The sequence below is a fragment of the Peribacillus sp. P4_B1 genome, from assembly GCF_056402395.1.
The window spans coordinates 124,629-146,230 of record NZ_JBFUHM010000006.1; the positions used below are offsets into that span (position 1 = coordinate 124,629).

The window sequence follows — 21,602 nt, forward strand, 5'->3', positions numbered from 1 at the left end:
CCCTTTTTTATGCTGGAGTTGTTAAATAATGACGGTAACCAATTTTGGATATGTTGGGGATTAATGGAGAAAACTAAAGATAATGATATGTTAAAAGGAGTAAATGAAGATGAAAAAAAATGGAAAGATTTCAACCGTACAACTATCTTTAATCATGATGACGGCTGTCGGCTTGAAAAATCATGTAACGATCCTCCCGCACTTACTGCCAAGCGCAAAACGGGATGGATGGATTTCCGTTTTACTTGCTTTTGGATTGATAATGATTTGGTGTTTACTTTTATTTTACATCCATAAATCCACCGGTCAGACCAACATATTTGTATGGGTGGAAACGAATATTGGTAAAGCGCCAGGCAGAATGTTATCCATTGTCATAAGTATTTGTTTCGCTTCATTAGCTGCAGTTTCGTTGAAAGAGATGGTTGTATGGACAAAAGTATCCTACTTGCCCGTAACTCCACCGATTTTTGAAATAATCCTTTTTACGGGATTTTGCTTTTTCCTTGCCTCAACAAACATCCAAACGATTGCTATTACCAATACATTCGTATTATTTGCCGTAATCCTGTTTGGGTTTTTTGTGGCAATCGCAAATATTCAATTTAAAAATTATTCACTTTTGCAACCGATCCTTGAACATGGCTGGTCTCCTGTTTTCTCTGGGATGATCTATCCTTTGTCAGGGCTTATTGAGTTGATTGCCATACTTTTCATGCAACAAAAAGTTCATGGGAAAATAAAATATAAGGTATTTGCATTGAATACCATTATCCTTACTTGGCTTATCCTTGGGCCCCTTATTGGCTCCATTACCGAATTCGGTCCGCTTGAAGCTTCAAGACAAAAGTACCCTGCATTTGAGCAATGGGGATTGGTCACCTTGGGAAGGTTCATCGAACACCTTGACTTCTTATCCATTTATCAATGGTTAACCGGGGCATTCATACGAGTCTCCTTTTTACTGTTTTTATCGCTTGAAGTCCTATCGATAAAAAAACCGCTGAACAAAACGATATTGCTCATTGTCTATTCAGTGATGCTTATCGTTTCCAATTCATTCAGTTTCAGTGATGTCATATTATATTACATTATAAAAACAATTGTCTTGCCGGTTACATTCTGGTTCTTTTTAGCGTTTTCCATCCTTTTAAGTATTTTTGTTTTATTCAGTAATCGTAAAAAAAGGAGGTCCTCATCCGATGTTCAAAAAAACGAAAAAGCAACCGTCCAAACAGAATAGTAAAATTGAAAAATCAGAACATCTCATAATAAAAAGCGAAAACGATATAAAAGGAATTTTTCATAATTCAGAAGATGTATTCTTCCAAAGCAGTTTATATCGTGATGAGTCTCCGATTAAAATCACATTAATTGGATGTGACGGTCTTATCGATACTGAATTGTTAAATAATCTTGTATTTGAAAGGCTATCTTTATTTTTCGAAAAGCATCCAAGAGGAGCTTTAAAAATTGATGACATAAAGGACTCCCTTCATCTTCCTCACCTTGCCGATGTAAACACAAAGGAAGAGTTGTTCGCAGATATCTATTCTGGGAAATTATTGATTTACTTTGAAGGATACAACTATCTGGTGTCTACAAATATTGCTAATCGACCGCAGCGTACTCCCGAGGAAACAACTACAGAAGTAACGATAAAAGGGCCGAGAGATAATTTCATAGAAGATTTATCCATAAATGTCGCTTTAATACGAAAGCGAATGCGAACAAACTCCTTGAGTGTGAAATATTTCGAAGTGGGAAGGCGAACATTGACTAAAGTCGCCCTTTTATATATGGATGATATCTCTGAACCTGAAATGGTTCAAACTATCACTAAAAGTATTGAAGCAATTGATATAGATGGGATATATGGAGGAAATCAATTTATGGGGTTAATTGAAGGACAGCCCTCTCTTCTCTTTCCAAGGCATGACTACACCGGTAAACCGGATTTTGCCGTGCAATGCCTTTTAAAAGGCAGACTATTAATTCTGATTGATGGTGTAGCCTACACAATGATCACACCCACCAACCTATTTATTGTGTTAAAAGCATCTGAAGATCATGAGTATACGTCCATTTATGCTTCCTTCGAAAGGGCCCTTCGAATATTTGGCATTTTTATCGCTGCCCTTCTGCCAGGATTTTGGGTTGCATTAACCACCTTTCATCAGGATCAGCTCCCGCTGATTTTGTTGGCCACAGTTGTCGAATCAAGGAGGGGATTGCCATTACCAACCGCATTGGAAGCGATAACCATGGTGATCGTTTTTGAAGTGTTCAAAGAAGCAGGGATGCGTTTACCCACTTCAGTCGGACCGACATTAAGTGTATTGGGTGCTTTAATCATTGGGGATGCAGCCATTCGTTCCGGTTTGACAAGCCCTGCCATGCTTGTAGTGATTGCTGGTTCAGCTGTCGCTACTTACACACTCGTCAATCAATCCATCAATGGCGTCATCAGTTTAATAAGGCTCCTAGCCATTATTTCTGCTTCTTTTTTAGGACTTTTCGCATTTATACTGTTAGCACTGTTTCTTTGTGCATATGTAAGTAATATCCGAATATTGGGTGTTCCTTATATGGAAGTGACCGCCAACTTAAGCCTGTCCAATATCGTTAAAACTCTTTTTCAGATACCTCCCTCTTTGGATAAAAGACGCCCTCCCATCTTTTCTACAAAAGATCCGACGAGGAAAGGCGATGATGAACAAAAATGAAAAAGATCAAAAACATACTCATCCTATCGTGTTGTATTTCTATACTGTCAGGATGCTGGGATTCGAATGAACCTGAACGTCTCATTTATGCAAACGGTTTAGGAATCGATTACAAGAACGGGAAGGTCATTGTCTACCTTCAAATCATTAACATGAGAGGGTTAGCAAAATCCGAAGCAGGCGGTGACCCCAGTTCCTTTAGCTCAGCTGATGTTGGGAAGGCGTCCGGAAGCACATTGGACGAAGCCATATTTAATTTGTATCATACGGCTGACCGGCGTGTTTACTGGGGTCACATCTCTTTTGTGATTTTTTCGGAAGAAGCCATTAAAACGGGCGGCCTTAAGTATACCGCTGATTTTTTAGACCGCTACCGCGAAACACGCTACCGAATTTTCTTTTTCATGACTAAAGACTCAATTAAAGATGCGATGCTCATAAGTCCTATCGAAAATGTTTCCGTGGCTTTTTCAAAATTAAGTGACCCAGATGATAATTATAAACAAAGCTCTTTTATCCCGCCCATTAATTTAAGAGAGATAATTATTAATATTGATGAACCTGCTCATCAAGTGGCGATTCCACAACTTAAATTAACAGAACAATGGAACAGTCAGGAAAAAAAGAAGAAGGATTTATTAATGGAAACAGTCGCTATCATCTCAGAGAATAAAATCAAAGCAATTCTCCCAAAGAAGATGTTGAATGGCGGAAGATGGTTCAATAAAGATTTTGTTCGGGACAACCTAACCATTTTCCCAGAAACGAAAAATGACGTATTTGTTGTCATTTATGATAAAAAAAATAAAATTACACCATTTGTGGATAAAAACGGAAAAGTGCGTTTTGACATTAAGATGAAAGTTAAAGCTAGTGTTGAAATGTTGATAAAAGGGGCAACACGTGATCAATATGAAAAAGAAATAAAACGTGCAATCAAAAAGGAAATAAAGACAACCTATCAATATACACAAAAAAGGGATATTGACCTTTTCCGGCTTTCTGAAAAACTCTATCGGAAGGATATTAAAGCTTGGAAGAAGGTTGAAACCAACGGGAGAATTCCATTGGAGGAAGACACACTCAGGTCAATCCAAATTGATGTGCAAATTCAAGATACTGGAAAGCACAGATTAACACCGATCTTTGAAGGGCAGAGAGACAAAGGATGGGAAAACCAATAAAAAAAGGGGGACATAGAAGCCCCCTTTTTATTGTCATCCGATTATATGATAACCCGAATCCACATGGATATTTTCCCCGGTAACTCCGCGGGACATGTCACTTAATAAAAATACCGCAGTATCCCCTACTTCTTCCGGAGTCGTTGTACGACGGAGCGGTGCTTCTTCTTCAATCTTCTTCAAGATTGTATTGAAGTCCCGGATACCTTTAGCGGATAACGTACGGATTGGGCCGGCTGAGATTGCATTCACTCGAATGTTATCTTTACCAAGATCATTTGATAGGTAACGGACATTGGCTTCAAGTGACGCCTTAGCCACTCCCATTACATTATAATTTGGCATGACACGTTCACCGCCAAGATACGTCATCGTGACAATGCTGCCACCTTCCGGCATGATTTCTTTCGCAGCTTTAGCTACAGCGGTTAAAGAGAAAGAACTGATATTATGGGCAAGCAAGAACCCTTCACGGCTCGTGTTGAGGAACTCTCCGTCAAGTTCCTCCTTTTTGGCAAATGCGATACTGTGTGCCACGCCATGAATGATACCTGTTTCTTCCTTAATCGTCGCAAAACATTTTTCAATGCTTTCATCCTTCGTTACATCACATTGTATAATGGCGGAAGGCTTCCCTTCCAATGTAGAAGATAGTTCCCTAACGCTTTTTTCTGTACGATCTTTTCCGTAGGTGAATATCAGCTTTGCACCTGCCTTATGTAAGGAACGGGCAACTCCCCATGCAATACTTCTTTTATTCGCTACACCCATTATGACAAACGTTTTTCCCTCTAATGAAAAAGTCATCGTATGTGACCTCCTAATTTTAATACAAGTTATTAGTACCTGCTACTAATGACAGTATACCAAATTTCCTCTGATAAAAACACCGTTTTCTGAAGTCCCCTTGGAATATCGCTTCCCCAAAAGGCCTGCTTTAACTTATAGTAAATAACCCATGAATAATGTAGCTAATCCAAAATAAATCAGAACACTGATAATGTCATTGATAGTTGTAATGAATGGTCCTGAGGCTACCGCCGGGTCAATCTTCATTTTATGCATGAGGAGCGGTACAAGCGATCCCGCGAGTGTGGCAACTATTAATGTAATGAAAATCGATATTCCAACCAATAAACCCAGCATTAGATCACCTTGCCAAATATATACAATGAAAATGATGGCTGTTCCACATGTCAGGCCAGTGATGAGGCCAGTCCCCGCCTCCCGTATGACGAGCTTCCACTTGCTTGCCTGCTCCAATTCCCCTGTTGCAATTCCCCGTACCGCCACGGCCAATGCTTGTGTTCCTGTATTGCCAGCCATGCCGCCAATCAATGGAATAAATACAGCCAGGATCGCTTTTTGGCTAAGTGTCTCCTCGAAACGACCAATAAGGCTAGCGGTCAATAAGCCTAAGAACAAGAGAATGATCAACCATGGCAACCGTTTTTTTGCAGCAGAAAAGGGACTCTTATCAACATGATCGAGATCTGGTACACCCGCTAATTTAGAATAATCATCGGATGCCTCTTCATCCATGACATCAATGATATCATCAACTGTAATGATCCCTAACAAATGGTTTTGAAAATCGACGACTGGCACGGCAAGGAAATTATAGTCCCTTATTTTACGCGCAACCTCTTCCTGGTCTTCAGATACAGGTACGGATACTACCCGGTCATCCATTAGATCACCAATTAAAGCATCTTCTTCAGCTATGATCAATGTCCTGAGCGATAAGACACCAAGAAGCTTCTTATCCTGATCGGTAACGAACACATAATATATCGTCTCCGCTTGCGGAGCTTCCCTTTTTAAGATCTGCATGGCTGATCGAGCCGTTTCGTTTGCTTCAATGGCGATGAACTCTGTCGTCATGATGCTTCCCGCTGTATACTCTTCATAGTTTAGAAGCTCTTGGATTTCACTTGCCGCTTCATCATCCATGATGGTCAAATAGCTGACGGCCTGCTCATCATTGATTTCATTTAGGACGTCAGCCGCGTCATCTGCATACATATGGGAAAGCATATCAGCTACGTAAGAAGGATTCATTTCAGCCAGCAGGCTTTCGAAATCCTCTTTATCTATTTCTATATTTTCAAAAAGGCCAGCCATTTCTTCCGGTGACAAATATCTATATACGACGGATCTGAATTCATCTGACAAGCTTGTATAAAATTGGGCTTGATCATATGGATGCATTTCAAGGAACTCCGTACGGAACTGATCCAGATTTTCCGTTTTAAGCGCTTCAAGCAAAAGCCCGTTATTCATTTGAACACGTTCCCTTTCCTTCATCTCCTCCATAACCTGCACCTCCTAAAACATATTTTTTCATTTCCTCGTTTATATTTTATTTTTTTAAATAATACTATACTAATACCATAAACATATACAAAACAAACAAAGGGTGTGTCAAATGAACATCGATATCATAGGGGACATTCATGGATGTTTCGCCGAATTCAAGCAACTGACGGAAAAAATGGGCTATACATGGGATACTGGGATTCCTGTCCATCCCTCTGGAAGGGTTCTCGGCTTTGTAGGGGATTTAACCGATCGCGGCCCTAATTCCCTTCAAGTAATCGAGGTTGTCCATGAGTTAGTCATTAACCAAAATATTGCAAGGTATGCCCCAGGAAACCATTGCAATAAATTGTATCGTTATTTTTCAGGCAATAAAGTTCAAATATCACATGGTTTAGAGACTACAGTAGCTGAATATGAATCCCTAAACATTCGGGAGCAGAAGAAAATCCGAAAAAAATTCATGGATCTGTATGAACGTTCCCCACTATATCAACTTATTGATGATGGACGACTGATCATTGCCCATGCGGGAATTCGCAGTGATTATATTGGCCAATATAGCAGTAAGGTAAAAACCTTTGTCCTCTACGGTGATATCAATGGCTCCAAACATCCAGATGGGTCTCCGGTCAGGAAGGACTGGGCTCAATCCTACAAAGGGGAAAAGTGGATCGTGTATGGTCATACACCAGTCCCTGAAGCAAGACGAGTCAATCATACTTACAATATTGATACAGGCTGCGTCTTCGGTGGAAAACTAACAGCTGTCCGTTATCCTGAAATGGATCTTCAAGAGGTGCCTTCAACCATGCCATATATAGCGGAAAAATTCAGGACATCTTTTGATTAACCAAAAAAACTCGCCATCTTGGTGAGTTTTTTTGCGTCTATGGATTTTTGCTAAAATCTTGTTTTCGGCTTGATGCGGGCCGGTTATAAAATCAGGAATCCCGGCCTATACTTCCCTCGAGCAATCGGGTCATATCTTCAGGTAGCTCTTCTTGAAACAACATCATCTTCTTTGTGAAAGGATGTAAAAATTTCAATTCAAAACAATGAAGGGCCTGGCGAGAGATATCCCTCCTGCTCCCTCCATATAAATCATCACCAGCCAATGGATGACCAATATGGGCCATATGGACCCTTATTTGATGTGTCCTCCCTGTTTGGAGTTCCAAATTGAGGAATGTGTGCGACCCAGTGTGTGCCAATACCTTAAATAGAGTACAGGCATACCGGCCATCGTCCCTGACTTCCCGTTCAATGATGCTGGTCGACTTTCTGCCAATTGGCGCAACTATCTCCCCTTCAGGTCCATCAACGAGTCCTTCGGCTATGGCTTGGTATCTCCGTTTAACCTTTCCTGATTTTTGTTGTTCACTTAAAAGGTGATGGATATGCCGATGCTTGGCAATTAAAACCAACCCCGATGTGTCGCGGTCAAGCCTTGTAACAATATGGATCGTTGCCTGTATTCCCTTCTTCTTATAATATCCCGCCAAGCCATTGGCCAGACTGCCGTTGGGATGCTCTCGGGAAGGAATGGTATTCATGGAAGAAGGCTTGGCCACCACCAATACAAATTCATCTTCATACCTGACATTCAGGGGGATGGGTTCTGGCAAAAGGCCTTCACTTGCCTGCTCCGGCGGAAATATGACGGTGATGATGTCGCCGGTTTCAATCCGTTCCCTTACGGTTACTTCTTCACCGTTCAACTGGATATATCCACCTTTAAACTTAATATCCGTTAATGCTCGTTTTGAAATATCGCATTTGCTGAGAAACTCTCGCAATAAAGAGCCAGAATCCTCTTCAAAAACCGACCAGGTCAAAGAAAAGTTTTGATTTGACATAAGGTGAGTCTATCTCCTTAATTAGCAATAAATGAATCATGCACTCTTTTCCAGAAAGGAAAAGGGCGGAATCTGGCAAATCGGATCTTTTCATCTGCAACTCGGCACTGTATCGACTTGACGTCTTCTTGAAGCAGGGTCAAATGATCGATCGTAATTTGAAAATTGACAGCATTGACCGGCCGGAACATACATGTATGATGTGCCGGCAGCAGCAGAGGAGATCCGACCGTCCTAAACACCCGGTTATTAATGGATGCCAATTCGGTAATCTGAATGGCATCGATTGATGGATGGACGATGGCTCCACCAAGCGCCTTATTATAAGCCGTACTTCCAGATGGCGTCGCAATGCATAGACCATCTCCGCGGAACGTCTCAAAATGCTGGCCGCGTATCTCAACATCCATGACAAGCGTCCCTTCAACACTTTTGACTGTCGATTCATTCAAAGCCAAAAATCTGGTTTCGCGTCCTCCATGCTGATAACGGACGATTGTTTCGAGCAGTGGATACTCCACCACTTGAAATGGGGTTTTTGCTAAAGCTATCACTAATTTTTCAATTTCATCAGGGGTCCAATCTGCATAAAAACCAAGATGTCCTGTATGTACACCAACAAAGGCGGTTTTGTCCAATCTATTACTATAACGGTGAAATGCATATAATAATGTGCCATCACCACCGACAGAAATGACAATATCCGGCTGCTCTTCGTCATATTCCAAATGAAAGTCCTGAAGATACGTTCGCATCCTTTGCATTAAAGTATTCGATTTCGCATCTCCTTTTGACGTAATCGCAAATTTCATGTAATCCCACCTTACAATTTAGATTTCTTTTTGTTCATTTATACGTTTAAGAATCTTTCTTCCTGGAAAAAAGACGCTGTGCTTCCTGGATTTCCGTACGGATTTGCGACATCTCTGCATCAAGCAGGAAGGCGGCTTCAGCTGCGCGTTTTAGCCGCAGTTGAATATCTTCCGGAAAAATGCCTTTATATTTATAATTTAAAGAATGTTCAATCGTAGCCCAAAAGTTCATCGCAAGTGTCCTGATTTGAATTTCGGCAAGTATATTTTTTTCGCCATGGATCGTCTGGACCGGATAGCGGATGACAACATGATAAGAACGGTAGCCGCTTGCTTTTTTATGGGAAATATAATTCCTCTCCTCGACTATCTCAAAGTCATTGCGACCTCGTAAAAGTTCAACTACCTGTTCGATATCATCCACGAACTGGCACATCATGCGAAGTCCTGCAATATCCTGAATTTCGGTTCCCAATTTATCAATGGCAATATCCTTCTGACTCGCCTTATCCAAAATACTGACAATCGGCTTTACCCTGCCTGTTACAAATTCGATCGGTGAGTGAATATTCTCTCTCTCAAACTGTTTCCTTAATCCCTTTAGCTTAACCTTTAATTCTTCGACAGCCTGAGTATAAGGCGCCAAGAAATCGTCCCAACTCTCCATTGCCACACCACCTATATCTATCTAAAAAGCGTCTGTTCAACTCTGGTATGGGCAGAACGCTCTCCTATATCCAGCAGTCCTATGACATACTGCCAATTCACCACTGGATCCTATTGAATCTTTCTCTAAAAACAAAAAGTATGTATTAATTTCTCTATAATCGGTAATCCACTTCCCGTGTTCAACGTTTTTATTTTATCATATCCTGCAATTGATTCCTAAATATTCAAGTACAATAGCAAAAAATTATTGTATTCAATTTGACAGCTTGAATGGTTCTTATATGATTAACCTAAGATATTTAGTCAGAAAGGAAGGGACACATGAGCCAGCATATTGAAATTGAGTTTAAAAACCTTTTGAAAGAAAACGAATTTCGACAACTGATCAATTATTTTCATATCGGGACATCGAACTTTAAATCACAGAAAAATCATTACTTCGATACATTCGAATTCCATTTGAAAAATCTGGAGTCTGCGCTTAGGATCCGGGAGAAAAACGGCTGTTACGAGCTAACTTTAAAACAGCCTGCTCCAGAAGGATTATTGGAAACGAATCAAGATATCTCTAAAGAAACCGCTTATGCGTTTCTGAATCAAAACATTTTCCCTGAAGGGGAGATCCAGCAGCTTATCATTGAATGCGGAGTTAATCCAAAGGATTTTACCTGTTTTGGGACATTAAAGACCGACCGTTATGAATTCCCTTACAAGGAGGGTTTACTTGTTTTAGATCATAGTTCATATATGAATCAGGAAGATTTCGAGCTTGAATATGAAGTGACGGATGCAAAAGCCGGTAAAGAAAATTTCCTGACTCTCCTTGAAACCCTTCAAATTCCGGAAAGAGAAACCGAAAATAAAGTTAAGAGGTTTTATCGCGCCAAATTCCAGGAATAATCCTGTTTGAACCATATTCGGAGGTGGGAAATTTGATAATCCAAGATTTCAAGACTTTTATGGAATTGCAGGCAATCCAGCAATTCACAAATGGAAACATCCCTAAAACTGTTTCATCTCGATCCGTTTTCCAGGACATGCTGTCGGAACTGGTTTCGGGTGATGCTCTTGAAGGCAATTCACAGACATTGGGTTCCTTATTAGCCAATGTGGAAACGGAAACGACGTCCTTTCTTCAATCCAGCAGACTGACATCCAGTAACCAGATAGCTGCTGCCCATACTAACGATGAGACTTGCGAAGCCGTCACAAATTACGATCAAATCATCAGCCAGGCGGCCAGCTTGTATAATCTCCCGGAAAAACTGATTAAGTCGGTCATTAAACAAGAATCGAACTTTAACCCTGAAGCAACCAGTTATGCTGGTGCAACTGGCCTTATGCAGTTAATGCCCGCAACTGCAAGGAGCCTGGGAGTTGATGATGCAACCGACCCTGAACAAAACATCATGGGCGGGAGTAAATATTTAAGTCAAATGATGGCCCGTTATGACGGGGACATCCAGGTTGCCCTTGCTGCTTATAATGCCGGACCAGGAAACGTAGATAAATATAATGGAATTCCGCCCTTTAAAGAAACTCAGAAATATGTCCAAAAAGTATATGGCACATTTTCAAGCTAATGAAAGCTGACCCTGATATTTTTGATGGGTCAGTTTTTTTCATATGTGTACATTTATTTCTTATCCAAAACCGCACAAAAGTTTAAGTCCCCAAAAGCGGTCTTTTCCGTTCATTCCCCTGTGTCATACTACAGATGTGAAATTTTCTTCAAGCTATATATTTGTTATATCAGTACGTCATTGATAAAATATGTATAAACATCAACCATCTTTCAATAAAAGGAGTAATCAACATGATGCAAGGGAACCCTACACCATATGAATTAATTGGAGAAGGGCAATTACACAGGTTAATTGATGTGTTTTACTCCAACGTTAGTCAACACCCGGATCTACTGCCGATTTTCCCTGACGATTTAACAGAAACGGTCCGTAAACAAAAACAATTTATGACTCAATATTTAGGTGGTCCCTCTTTATATACTGAAGAACATGGCCATCCTATGTTGCGGGCTCGACATATACCTTTTGAAATTACGCCAGAACGAGCGAAGGCATGGCTCTCATGCATGTATCAAGCTATGGACGAAGTGGGCCTTGAGGGTGAAATAAGAGAGTTTTTCTATCACCGCCTTTTTTTGACGGCACAGCATATGATCAATACATCCGGTACTGATGGGAAAGGAGAAGACAGTTGAGCGCACATAAACCAGTTTTCAATATTTCCGATTGGATCAAGACGCAGCATTGCTATGATATAGGAAAAAAGCCAATTGAAATTTATGTTTTTGTTGATCCGCTTTGTCCCGAATGCTGGGGCTTGGAACCAATTATTAGAAAATTACAGATAGAATATGGCCAATTATTCAGTTTACGCCATGTTTTAAGCGGTAAAATCGATTCTCTTAATATGGGGAAAAATAAAAATTATGAAAACCTTGCTCATGTTTGGGAAAAGACAGCCAGCCGCTCGGGAATGTCCTGTGATGGTAGCCTTTGGTCTGAAAACCCAATCTCTTCTCCATATACAGCTTCCATCGCAATAAAAGCAGCGGAATTGCAGGGCCGTAAATTGGCCATTCGCTTTTTAAGGCAGCTTCAAGAATATGTATTCATTGGGAAAAAGGATATATCCAATATCGAGGTCTTGACCGAGTGTGCCAAAACGGTTGAACTGGATGTGGAGGAATTCCTTGATGACATCAATTCTTCCAGTGCAGCCAAAGGTTTTCAATGTGACTTGAAAATAACCAGCGAAATGGAAGTGACTGAAATACCTTCCCTTGTCTTTTTCAATCAAAATATTGAAGAAGAGGGAATAAAGGTTTCGGGTGTCTATTCTTACGAGGTATATGTTCAAATTTTAGAAGATATGCTTAATGGTCTTCCCGCCCCTGCAAAACCACCCTCTATCGAAGAGTTTTTAAGCTGTTTCAAACTGGTGGCCACCAAGGAAATAGAAACGGTTTATAATATGAATAAGAATAACGTCGAGTTGGAAATGAAGAAACTTGTTTTAAAACAGTTGGCAGAAAAAATTCCGGCTAAATACGGGACGTTTTGGAGATATACAAAGAAGCAGTAATGTTTTGACTGCTTCTTTGCTATTCAAAAAAAAGGGAAAAACCATGCAAATCAAATGATTGCATGGTTTTTATTATAAGAAATAAGGGGATGGGAGAAATTTTTTTCACGATCAAACAAAGGGGTAAATGTTTGTTTGTGATTTATTTCACAATAAATAATATAACAGATAATCCATTTATGTTTCAACTATATGTATTACTTTTCACAAATTGTTCATAATATATACTTTTCTATTATCATTATCCCTTAGGTGTATTGTAAAATAAGAGCGTCTTTTTAATTTAAAGGTTTATTGCTATCTTCTTTCTGATTGATTTCTGATATGTAAGGATATACATTAAATTGTGAAAAACATCACACTTTAATGCATATCCTTTTCAAACATTTGTCACTTTTTTTACAACTGGCTCATTTCACTTCAACAACATGAAAAAACCCCAGCAAATCGCGAAATTTGTTGGGGTTTTCATCTATTTATACGAAAAAGGGGATGGGAGAAATTTCACGACGAACAAACAAAGGGGTATATGTTTGGGATGTGATAACTTCTTATCTGTACTATATCAGATTATACACATTAATTGCAAGAACTTTGTGCGCATTTTCACATTATTGTCATATTCTTAGAATACTGCTTATTCTAAAACATAAAATCTAATAAAGGAGCAGATGACCATATACTGCTGTCAGGTTGGAGGTGACCAAATTGAAAGGCTTTATTCTACTCATACTCTTAATAGGGTCGCTATTCGTCCAGCTACTCGGTATCATGCACCTCATTCCTCTGTATTTCACCTCCCCAATTTTATTTTTTGTTTTCTTCATTATTCTTCACAGCTTAAATCAAAGAAATCGTTTTAAAGGATTATAACGGATATTCATATAAGAGAAAAAGGGACCAAAACTGAAGTAAACCCAAAAAGTTAGACATTTATTTAATTAGGCAGTCTTGAGGAGCAAGAACCCGGTAATCTACCGGGTTCTTGAACTAAGGCTCTCAACTAAATATGCATTCTCTGGACGTCAACGTTCATTTCAGCCTGTAAACCCTCTAATGAATCCTTCTACTGGTATTTTCTTCGTTTCTTTTTTCATGGATGGACGCCCCTTTTTATTCGGTTCAAGATCTTCAACCCCGTTCTCCTCAAATTGCTTTAGCCACTTATCCATAGTATAGGGAGAAGCAATATTATACACAGCACCCACTTGGGTATTAGTCACTCCAAAATCGTTCATATAGTTTTACTACATCCATCTTCATATCATAATTGGTATTAAATTGGTTGGCGACAGGTCTAAATGAGTCAACTCCTTCTAAATAAGCAAGGACAGCTTTTAATTATAACTCTAAAGAATATTTTGTCATAAAAAATAGCACCCCAATTGTTAGATGGTGTCTAACAATTGGGGTGCAGTTCAGCCGCTCGGGTCCCTTTCGAATCCTATTTATTCAAAAGCTCTTCCAACTCATTTAATTTCTCTTCGAATACATTCATGGCTTCTTGTACAGGCTCGGCTTTTGTCATATCGACCCCTGCCTTTTTTAGTACTTCAATCGGATAATCAGAACTTCCTGATTTCAGGAACTCCAGATACCTTTTGACAGCGGGCTCTCCTTCTTCAAGGATTTGCTTGCTTAATGCTGTTGCTGCACTTATTCCAGTCGCATATTGATAAACATAGTAATTATAGTAGAAATGTGGAATACGTGCCCATTCCAAACCGATTTCTTCATCAATTGTCACATTCTCACCAAAGTATTTCTTGTTCAGCTCATAATATTCCTTAGTTAACATATCGGCTGTCAACGCTTCCCCATTTTGAGCTTTTAAATGTATGGAATGTTCAAACTCCGCAAACATCGTTTGGCGGAACAATGTTCCACGGAAACCTTCTAGATAATGATTCAATAAATAGATGCGCTTCTTTTCATCCTCGATTTTATTTAGTAAGTAATCATTCAGCAGGTTTTCATTACAAGTCGAGGCAACTTCCGCTACGAATATAGAATAATTACCGTATGGGTAAGGCTGATATTTACGCGTATAATAGCTATGGACCGAATGCCCGAACTCATGAACGAGCGTGAATAAGTTATTGACGTTATTTTGCCAGTTCATTAAAATATATGGATTCGTCCCGTATGTACCAGAAGAATAGGCACCGCTTCGTTTCCCTTTGTTTTCATGGACATCGACCCAACGGTTTTCAAATCCCTCTTTCAAAACATTCAAATAGTCCTCCCCAAGCGGAGCAAGCCCCTTTAGGACATAATCTTTGGCCTCCTCATATGTCACTTCCATCTTCACTTCTTTAACAAGCGGAGTGAATAGATCATACATATGAAGTTCTTCCAATCCTAGTACTTTTTTACGTAAATCAAGATAACGGTGCAGTAACGGCAAGCTGTCATTGACTGTTTTAACGAGATTATCGTATACTGTCTCCGGAATGTTATTGCTACTTAACGCCGCTTGGCGTGCTGAATCATATTTTCGGACTGTGGCATTGAAATTATGGTTTTTCACCTCACCTGACAGGGTTGAAGCAAATGTATTACGGAACTCACCATACTTGCTGTATACCCCTTTAAATGCCTCCTCACGTACACGGCGATCTTCACTCTCAAGAAAACTGATATACCTTCCATGAGTTATTTCCACTTCATTTCCCTCTTCATCCTTGATGGTCGGGAATTTCAAATCAGCATTGTTAAGCATACCAAAAGTATTGCCTGATGCATCGAGTACTTCTGAAGCTTGTGCCAATAATTCTTCCTGCTCGGCAGATAGGATATGGGGTCTCTGAAGATTGATTTCCTCTAATGAATGTTTATATAATTTCAATTCTTCTTTTTCTTCCAAAAACCCTTCCACTTTGCTTTCATCAATACTCAATAGCTCAGGAACCATATATGAAAACGCAGCCGCTGCCTGGGCGTATAAAGCTTTTGCCCGATCTTCCATCCCTTGATAAAAAGGATTGGTTGTATCTTGGTCATTGCGCATATGTGAATAAGAATAAACTTTCCCTAGCTTCTCAAATACTTCATCTTGGAGTTGAAGAGCCGAAAATAACTTTTCTGCGCTTTCGCCCAAAGTCCCTTTATGTCCCTCCGCTTTCTTGAGATCTTCTTTTACTGCTTTGAAAGCAGCTTCCCAATCTTCTTCGGTGGCGAAGATATCTTCCAGTCTCCAAGTATCTTCCGCAGCTATTTCACTTCTTGAGGGTAATGCATTCACTTTTGTTTCTTGTGCCATTAAAATTCCTCTCCATTCTATAGAAAACTCGCCATTCAGCTAACAATCACCAAACCGGACCAATGCTTCAAACAGCTTCATGCTTCCTTAAAGATTTTAAATCCTCGTTCCTATTACTATTTCTCCATTAACAAAAATAATCCTGCCAATTCATCTGAATTCAAGATAAATAGAGATGTTATCCACGATTATACTGGATATTCCCCTTTTCCATCATCAATTTATGCTTATCATAGAAATTTTTTTCCATCATTTGACCGTGGTCACTGGTGAAGGGAATGGAAAATGCCTTTTCAACTTTAAATACCCCCTCTTCCTCCTTTGAAATGTAACCCAATTTCTCTAATAGCTTGATATATTGATCTAAAGGATATTCCACGGGTTTTTCATGAAGCAATGGTAACGGTCTGAACTTTATTTCCCCCTTTTTTGAACGCTTCTTAAAAAAGTGGATAATATCAGCCATAGAAATCTTTTCCCCAGGTTTTTTCTCTTGAAACACATCCATGTAAAACCATGCCTGCCATTCAATCGGGGAAGTTTCGATCAACAGCATCCCTCTGACAGGAACACCCACTTCAATGGGAATTGCCGCAGGTGTAATATGATGTAAATAGAGCCCTTCGAAAAAAGGATCGCTTCTCCGTGCAGTTTTCACACGATGAAGGGTCCAGTCTTTTCGTTTGTTTCTCCACTCAGGCAGAAAAGGGAAATGGAAGCAGTTTTGGGGCAATGCCCGACTAGGGGGTAGGAGCGTTAAAGACGCAGTCGTCAATTCGGCAAAGACGGTTCTAGGGGTAAAAGGAGTGAGGTTCTTCAATACTGATAAATGATTAGTTTCCGGACAATACATCCAAAGAAACGGATGGTGGTAACTGCCGGTGACGAAGAGCCATTGAAATCCGGATAAACTGAATTCATACATGCTTTTCCTTTTTAGGTGTTTTGCAGCGAGGACCCAAATTGGTATGATGCCTACGCTTTGATAAGCTCTTGTCCGTTCAATGAATTCAATCTCCGGAATAACTGAGCATTGAAATTCTATTGCATAGCGATTACCTCCTATCGTAGCTAAGATATCAGCCCTTTTCTTGATTTCGGGCAGGTAGGCTTCTAGATCCACTTGATAACCGTGTGATGAAAACCACTGAAACAATTTTCTTTTTCCCATTAAATGATAGGCGGATTCCGGTTCTGAAGAAGCACGGCATGAAGAATTATTTTTATGGGCGAAATGCGGGACCCTGACGTTTCCTGCTTTAATGGACATTTCCATCTTGCAGCACGGACAATAATAATCTGTTGACTTCCTCCATTCAGCAAGCAAGTTTGCCGGTATCTTTTCAGGAAGGGTAATCCAAGTCCCATCACTCTTTATCGCAGTTAACATACATCTCCTCCTCACCCCCACTACATTCGCTTGCATAGCAATGGATTCCTTTTAATTTTCAAAAAAAAAATGCCTGATCGGCATAAAGGAAAAGTAATATCTAAAGAAGGGGGGAAAGCAATCGGCAAGTGGATTCCAACACTTTCAATCCGAAATTCCGTTTGGAAAACGCATTGATTTCCACTTCTTGGGATACCTTTATATCTTCCAAAAAATCATTTACCAGCTGTTGTGTACTTTCCGTCCGGTAGAGAAAGGCATTGACTTCGAAATTCAAGTGAAAGCTTCTCATATCCATATTGGTTGTCCCAATTGAGGCCATTTGGTCATCAACGATGATGATTTTACTATGCATGAATCCTTCATTGTATTGGAATATACGAACTCCCGAAGTAAGCAATTCGGGAAAATAGGTTCTCGAAGCATGAAATACAATTCGCTTATCTGGGTTCTTTGGGACGAGCAGCCTGACATCCAAACCACTTAAAGCAGCTACCTTCAATGCTTGAAGGATATCGTCGTCAGGAACGAAATAGGGAGATGCAATCCAGACAGACTTTTCTGCTGAGGTAATCATCTTAAAAAAAATGCTCTTGATGATCGTCCACTCACTATCCGGCCCTCCGCCAATCAATTGAACTCCGCCATGCCCATCATGGATCGGCATGCCGGTCAGGAGGTATTCATCCGTTAAAAAGCTATTATTGGTGCTATAATACCAATCCTGCAGAAATATGAGCTGTAGAGTCCTGACCGCTTCCCCCTTTACGAGAAGATGCGTATCACGCCAAGAACCGAATTTCGGATCATGTCCCAGATATTCATCCCCAATATTGAGGCCACCCATGAAACCGACAGAGCCATCTATCACAATTATTTTACGGTGGTTACGAAAGTTGAATTTATTATTTAATAAAGGGAGCTGCAACGGACCAAAGGCGACCATTTCGACTCCAGCATCCTTCAGTTCATCGATATAGGAGCGAGCGAGCTTCCAAGAACCAACCGCATCATAGAGAAAACGGACCACTACTCCTTCTTTTACTTTTTGTATCAAGACATCCTTTAGAATACCGCCAATGCGGTCATCCCTAACTATATAATATTCTAAATGAATATGATGTCTGGCTTTTTTTAATTCTTCGATGATATTAGAAAAAGTTTCCTTACCATTCCTTAAAATCCGGGTTTCGGTCGTAAATGAAATAGGACTATTCCCTAGCCTATTTGCAAGCTTGAATAACTGCTGTGAGTTTTCTTCCATTTCCTTAATTCGATCATTATATTCCGCCTCTCCGCTTATTTTCACGAAACTTTGCTTATCCAAAAAGTACTTCTTGCGAAATATCCTCTCTTTCCGATAATTATGGCCAAACAAAAAGTAAAAAATGAAACCGATGAATGGGAAAGCGCCAAACATAAGAAGCCATGTTATGGTCTGGATGGGATCCCGATTTTCCAGGAAAATGGCGGATCCAATTATCACCAAGAACAGGGTCATTATAAGACTGGAGTAAAATTCCAGCCTACCATCGATTTCATTTATCAGAAAATACCAAGGGCCGACCAACAAGAGAATTAGCAGACTTATGCCAACTATATTCTTCACCTGGACTACCTCCAATTAACAAACACAGGCACATTTAAAAACCTCCCTGCCTAAGGTAAAAACTTTTATTCTTGGACGAAAAGGCCGATTTCTACTGAAATCGGCCTCAACAGTCTATGCGAAATATTTATCGACCGTTGTGAATACATCATTTTCGATGACTATTTTCCCGTACTCTTCAAGCATGTGCACCGTTATTGGTGACTCCTGACTATATTCCAATAAGAGGCTTAACACATTATCGATTTCTTCCTCGTCTATTTCCGCCTCGGAAAACTCGATATAAAGATAATATTTATTTTGATAAACATAAAGTTTTGTCGTCCAGTCATCCAAGCCATGACGCTTGCTTAATGAAATGACATCTTCAAAATCCTCGAATGTCGTGATGAATTCAATCATACCATCTTCGAATGTTATACCGCTTTCTTCATCCTTACCATGAAAATGTTGATCAAGAAGGGTATCCATCTTATCTGATACATTCAATTCCTTAAACTTATCATCTGAAAGAGGCAGCTCGAGTTTCTGACCATCTTTGGCAAGCTGGGCTTTTGTGACCAAAACCTCCAAGCCTTTTTCAAGGGCTTGAACTTGAATCCATAAAGGTCCTTCAATCATGAATTCTTCTTCTTGATGCACTTCATCCATCATTTCCCAAAAAAGTTCCTCACTTCTCTCACGACTGTACCAAATCTCTTCGCGATCGAAGCCTCTTTCCTCAATATCTATATAGGAAATATAAAATTTAACTGTATCGTCATTAATGCGTTCGATTTCCATGATTCCCCTCTCCCTTCCTTTCTCATTTTGAAGGGATAATAACCCCCAAGCGAAAATTGCTCTTAAAAGCTCTTTACCCGTAAGTGAATACTGTAAATCATGATAGTCATTAAAGCATACTATTTTACATCATTTTATGACAAAACCTTGAAGAAGGGAAATAAAAAACATTACTTATCTAAAAAACAATTGTTTGCCTAATATTCCATTCATTCTATAAAATAATTCATCCGTATGCAACTATCACAATGAATGCTTTAATTTTAATCTTACCGCCGTTTATGCCTTATTATATACATGCGATGGTTAATTGCATTCTTATTTTATCTTTAAATGATGAAAGGCTATAGGGACTTGCTTGAGATGCCAAACATCCCTGTCGCCCATGGATCTAAAATTGGACGAAAAATCGGTTTTGTATAAAGAAAAAGCCCTGCACAATTCCTGGCAGAGCTTGAAAGACATTATTAGTTGACCATACGTTGCGCTTCCCGTAACTGGAAGGTTCGGACTTTACGTGGTAAAAAGCGTCTTATCTCATCTTCGTTATAACCTACTTGAAGCCGTTTCTCGTCAAGGATAATTGGGCGTCTCAACAATCCCGGGTTTTCCTTGATCAATTTATATAATTCTTGAAGAGGCAGGCTCTCTAAATTTACGTTTAACTTTTGGAAAGTTTTAGACCGTGTTGAAATGATTTCATCGGTTCCATCTTCTGTCATTCGAAGAATTTCTTTAATTTCATCAATTGACAACGGTTCAGAAAAAATGTTTCTTTCTTTATATCCAATCTCATGTTCCTCTAACCATGCTTTTGCTTTTCTGCATGAAGTACAACTAGGTGATGTATATAATGTTACCATGTTTACTCACACTCCCTAAATATAGAATCGGTGATCTATGAGGGGAAATCTACTATTAGTATTCATAAGTACCACTCTAATTTGAAATAATTTTAAATAAGTATTTCATATTCTTTATTATACACTAATTCATTTAAAATGAATACCCTTTTTGATATTTGAAAAAATCCTTTTAAACTTCTTGTTTAGCCTGTACTATAGCTATTTCGTTTTTTTATGTAATACATTGAAATCACTTTTTCTAATTGAAAATACCTACCTAACATTCTCATTTAACTCTCAATTCAGCCCTCATGATTTTTTCAATTTGCTCGTTACTTTTATTTACCCCCAATCCTTGTCAATAAACAAGATCATGTTAATATATTTTCTTTAATAAAAAGCAAATTCCTCCTTTTACAAGAAAAACCATTCTTTTAGCACATATAATACCAAAAGTGAAAAAGGGAATTCAAAAGAATCGGCAAGTAGGGAACAATCTACCATCCAGAAGTTATAGATATTCATTTTCCTTCAATGTACAGGTGAACAACCGGCACTTTCATACTGTAGCATATTCAAAAAAAGCCAGTTTCCTCTGTTTTTTTCTTTAAAAAAGGTTCCAGTTGATTTCAGAAATTCGCTCCTGCCGACTGTCTGCAAAGCCTCATCAAAGCAAGCATCTGCGGGGTCTCGGCAAGCCAGTTATTCGACAGGAGTGTCGCAAATTTCAAGCGCAAAAATACATGAAGGATAACCAAGTCTTGTTTTAAAATTACGGTTCGGGGTGAGACACTTCCGAACTTATCGACAAAATGAAAGGGCCGCAAAACGAGGCTGCTGAAAAACTCACGTTTTTCTAACTAGTACGGTAAATCAAATTAAAAAAAGACGATTCTCATTCGGTACTTGAATGGAAATCGTCTTTTTTTGCTTCTGTTTGTCACTTTTTTAGGCCATTAATTTCAATATTCTTTTCAAGTTAACGGTGAAAATAGCCATTGCTCCTTGTAATTCCATGCCAAGTAGACCCGAGGAT

The 21,602-nt window shown here is 39.4% G+C and carries 19 protein-coding genes; 8 read left to right on the forward strand and 11 right to left on the reverse strand.

The features are described 5' to 3' along the window. Positions 1 to 109: 109 nt before the first annotated feature. Genes AC1DVK_RS05350 through AC1DVK_RS05360 form a run of 3 tightly spaced genes read left to right on the forward strand, consistent with a single transcriptional unit; the run spans position 110 to position 3,910 of the window. A complete protein-coding gene (locus AC1DVK_RS05350; RefSeq protein ID WP_477625999.1) occupies positions 110 to 1,243 on the forward strand; it encodes a GerAB/ArcD/ProY family transporter in 1,134 nt (377 codons plus the stop codon). Further along, positions 1,203 to 2,726, forward strand: a complete 1,524-nt coding sequence (locus tag AC1DVK_RS05355; RefSeq protein ID WP_477626000.1) for a spore germination protein — start codon at positions 1,203 to 1,205, stop codon at positions 2,724 to 2,726. Before AC1DVK_RS05350 ends, AC1DVK_RS05355 begins: the two co-directional genes overlap by 41 nt. Further along, positions 2,723 to 3,910 carry a Ger(x)C family spore germination protein gene (locus AC1DVK_RS05360; protein ID WP_477626001.1) on the forward strand — a complete coding sequence of 396 codons (1,188 nt, stop codon included), beginning with the start codon at positions 2,723 to 2,725 and terminating at the stop codon, positions 3,908 to 3,910. The genes AC1DVK_RS05355 and AC1DVK_RS05360 overlap by 4 nt, the downstream gene beginning before the upstream one ends. Positions 3,911 to 3,943: 33 nt before the next feature. Here the strand turns inward: AC1DVK_RS05360 and fabI are convergent, their stop codons facing one another. Together fabI and mgtE are read right to left on the reverse strand one after the other, a co-directional pair. After that, positions 3,944 to 4,717, reverse strand: coding sequence for an enoyl-ACP reductase FabI (fabI, locus tag AC1DVK_RS05365; protein ID WP_477626002.1), 774 nt, complete (start codon positions 4,715 to 4,717; stop codon positions 3,944 to 3,946). 135 nt (positions 4,718 to 4,852) lie between these two features. Further along, entirely contained in the window at positions 4,853 to 6,193 is a 1,341-nt protein-coding gene (gene mgtE, locus AC1DVK_RS05370) for a magnesium transporter (RefSeq protein WP_477626010.1), read from the reverse strand. A 145-nt stretch (positions 6,194 to 6,338) separates the two neighbouring features. Between mgtE and prpE the strand changes: the two genes are divergently transcribed. Beyond that, positions 6,339 to 7,082 (forward strand): bis(5'-nucleosyl)-tetraphosphatase PrpE, encoded by a 744-nt coding sequence (gene prpE / locus AC1DVK_RS05375; RefSeq protein ID WP_061462111.1) that lies wholly within the window; start codon positions 6,339 to 6,341, stop codon positions 7,080 to 7,082. A gap of 91 nt (positions 7,083 to 7,173) precedes the next feature. Here prpE and AC1DVK_RS05380 read toward each other — a convergent pair whose 3' ends face one another. Genes AC1DVK_RS05380 through yjbM form a run of 3 tightly spaced genes read right to left on the reverse strand, consistent with a single transcriptional unit; the run spans position 7,174 to position 9,567 of the window. Next, a complete protein-coding gene (locus AC1DVK_RS05380) occupies positions 7,174 to 8,088 on the reverse strand; it encodes an RluA family pseudouridine synthase (RefSeq protein ID WP_410860744.1) in 915 nt (304 codons plus the stop codon). A 17-nt stretch (positions 8,089 to 8,105) separates the two neighbouring features. Continuing rightward, positions 8,106 to 8,900 (reverse strand): NAD kinase, encoded by a 795-nt coding sequence (locus AC1DVK_RS05385; RefSeq protein WP_089363683.1) that lies wholly within the window; start codon positions 8,898 to 8,900, stop codon positions 8,106 to 8,108. 46 nt (positions 8,901 to 8,946) lie between these two features. Continuing rightward, positions 8,947 to 9,567: a GTP diphosphokinase gene (gene yjbM, locus AC1DVK_RS05390; protein WP_061462108.1), complete on the reverse strand. Its 621-nt coding sequence runs from the start codon at positions 9,565 to 9,567 to the stop codon at positions 8,947 to 8,949. 323 nt (positions 9,568 to 9,890) lie between these two features. Here yjbM and AC1DVK_RS05395 point away from each other — a divergent pair, with 323 nt between their 5' ends. The 4 genes from AC1DVK_RS05395 to AC1DVK_RS05410 all read left to right on the forward strand — a co-directional run bounded on the left by AC1DVK_RS05395 (position 9,891) and on the right by AC1DVK_RS05410 (position 12,677). Then, positions 9,891 to 10,469, forward strand: a complete 579-nt coding sequence (locus tag AC1DVK_RS05395; protein WP_089363682.1) for a CYTH domain-containing protein — start codon at positions 9,891 to 9,893, stop codon at positions 10,467 to 10,469. Between the two features lie 23 nt (positions 10,470 to 10,492). After that, a complete protein-coding gene (locus tag AC1DVK_RS05400; protein ID WP_477626003.1) occupies positions 10,493 to 11,152 on the forward strand; it encodes a lytic transglycosylase domain-containing protein in 660 nt (219 codons plus the stop codon). Between the two features lie 233 nt (positions 11,153 to 11,385). Beyond that, entirely contained in the window at positions 11,386 to 11,790 is a 405-nt protein-coding gene (locus AC1DVK_RS05405) for a globin domain-containing protein (RefSeq protein WP_061462105.1), read from the forward strand. Continuing rightward, positions 11,787 to 12,677: a ClpXP adapter SpxH family protein gene (locus tag AC1DVK_RS05410; protein ID WP_081108725.1), complete on the forward strand. Its 891-nt coding sequence runs from the start codon at positions 11,787 to 11,789 to the stop codon at positions 12,675 to 12,677. The genes AC1DVK_RS05405 and AC1DVK_RS05410 overlap by 4 nt, the downstream gene beginning before the upstream one ends. A gap of 1,037 nt (positions 12,678 to 13,714) precedes the next feature. Here the strand turns inward: AC1DVK_RS05410 and AC1DVK_RS05415 are convergent. The 6 genes from AC1DVK_RS05415 to spxA form a co-directional block, all read right to left on the reverse strand. Next, complete coding sequence (locus AC1DVK_RS05415; RefSeq protein ID WP_410860740.1) at positions 13,715 to 13,915, reverse strand: helix-turn-helix domain-containing protein; 201 nt, start codon at positions 13,913 to 13,915, stop codon at positions 13,715 to 13,717. Positions 13,916 to 14,121: 206 nt separating this feature from the next. Next, the gene (pepF, locus tag AC1DVK_RS05420; protein WP_089363678.1) at positions 14,122 to 15,939 is read right to left on the reverse strand and encodes an oligoendopeptidase F; all 1,818 of its coding nucleotides are present in this window, start codon (positions 15,937 to 15,939) and stop codon (positions 14,122 to 14,124) included. A gap of 178 nt (positions 15,940 to 16,117) precedes the next feature. Further along, positions 16,118 to 17,329, reverse strand: a complete 1,212-nt coding sequence (locus AC1DVK_RS05425; protein ID WP_410860738.1) for a competence protein CoiA — start codon at positions 17,327 to 17,329, stop codon at positions 16,118 to 16,120. A gap of 100 nt (positions 17,330 to 17,429) precedes the next feature. Next, entirely contained in the window at positions 17,430 to 18,938 is a 1,509-nt protein-coding gene (cls, locus tag AC1DVK_RS05430; protein ID WP_477626004.1) for a cardiolipin synthase, read from the reverse strand. A gap of 114 nt (positions 18,939 to 19,052) precedes the next feature. Beyond that, positions 19,053 to 19,721: an adaptor protein MecA gene (gene mecA / locus AC1DVK_RS05435; protein WP_061462101.1), complete on the reverse strand. Its 669-nt coding sequence runs from the start codon at positions 19,719 to 19,721 to the stop codon at positions 19,053 to 19,055. A gap of 467 nt (positions 19,722 to 20,188) precedes the next feature. Beyond that, the gene (spxA, locus tag AC1DVK_RS05440) at positions 20,189 to 20,584 is read right to left on the reverse strand and encodes a transcriptional regulator SpxA (RefSeq protein ID WP_061462100.1); all 396 of its coding nucleotides are present in this window, start codon (positions 20,582 to 20,584) and stop codon (positions 20,189 to 20,191) included. Between the last annotated feature and the right edge of the window lie 1,018 nt (positions 20,585 to 21,602).

Coding starts and splice junctions, on each gene's coding strand:
- AC1DVK_RS05350 (WP_477625999.1), top strand. CDS start 110: ATGAAAAAAAATGGAAAGATTTCAACCGTACAACTATCTTTAATCATG.
- AC1DVK_RS05355 (WP_477626000.1), top strand. CDS start 1,203: ATGTTCAAAAAAACGAAAAAGCAACCGTCCAAACAGAATAGTAAAATT.
- AC1DVK_RS05360 (WP_477626001.1), top strand. CDS start 2,723: ATGAAAAAGATCAAAAACATACTCATCCTATCGTGTTGTATTTCTATA.
- fabI (WP_477626002.1), bottom strand. CDS start 4,717: ATGACTTTTTCATTAGAGGGAAAAACGTTTGTCATAATGGGTGTAGCG.
- mgtE (WP_477626010.1), bottom strand. CDS start 6,193: ATGAATAACGGGCTTTTGCTTGAAGCGCTTAAAACGGAAAATCTGGAT.
- prpE (WP_061462111.1), top strand. CDS start 6,339: ATGAACATCGATATCATAGGGGACATTCATGGATGTTTCGCCGAATTC.
- AC1DVK_RS05380 (WP_410860744.1), bottom strand. CDS start 8,088: ATGTCAAATCAAAACTTTTCTTTGACCTGGTCGGTTTTTGAAGAGGAT.
- AC1DVK_RS05385 (WP_089363683.1), bottom strand. CDS start 8,900: ATGAAATTTGCGATTACGTCAAAAGGAGATGCGAAATCGAATACTTTA.
- yjbM (WP_061462108.1), bottom strand. CDS start 9,567: ATGGAGAGTTGGGACGATTTCTTGGCGCCTTATACTCAGGCTGTCGAA.
- AC1DVK_RS05395 (WP_089363682.1), top strand. CDS start 9,891: ATGAGCCAGCATATTGAAATTGAGTTTAAAAACCTTTTGAAAGAAAAC.
- AC1DVK_RS05405 (WP_061462105.1), top strand. CDS start 11,386: ATGATGCAAGGGAACCCTACACCATATGAATTAATTGGAGAAGGGCAA.
- AC1DVK_RS05415 (WP_410860740.1), bottom strand. CDS start 13,915: ATGAACGATTTTGGAGTGACTAATACCCAAGTGGGTGCTGTGTATAAT.
- pepF (WP_089363678.1), bottom strand. CDS start 15,939: ATGGCACAAGAAACAAAAGTGAATGCATTACCCTCAAGAAGTGAAATA.
- AC1DVK_RS05425 (WP_410860738.1), bottom strand. CDS start 17,329: ATGTTAACTGCGATAAAGAGTGATGGGACTTGGATTACCCTTCCTGAA.
- mecA (WP_061462101.1), bottom strand. CDS start 19,721: ATGGAAATCGAACGCATTAATGACGATACAGTTAAATTTTATATTTCC.
- spxA (WP_061462100.1), bottom strand. CDS start 20,584: ATGGTAACATTATATACATCACCTAGTTGTACTTCATGCAGAAAAGCA.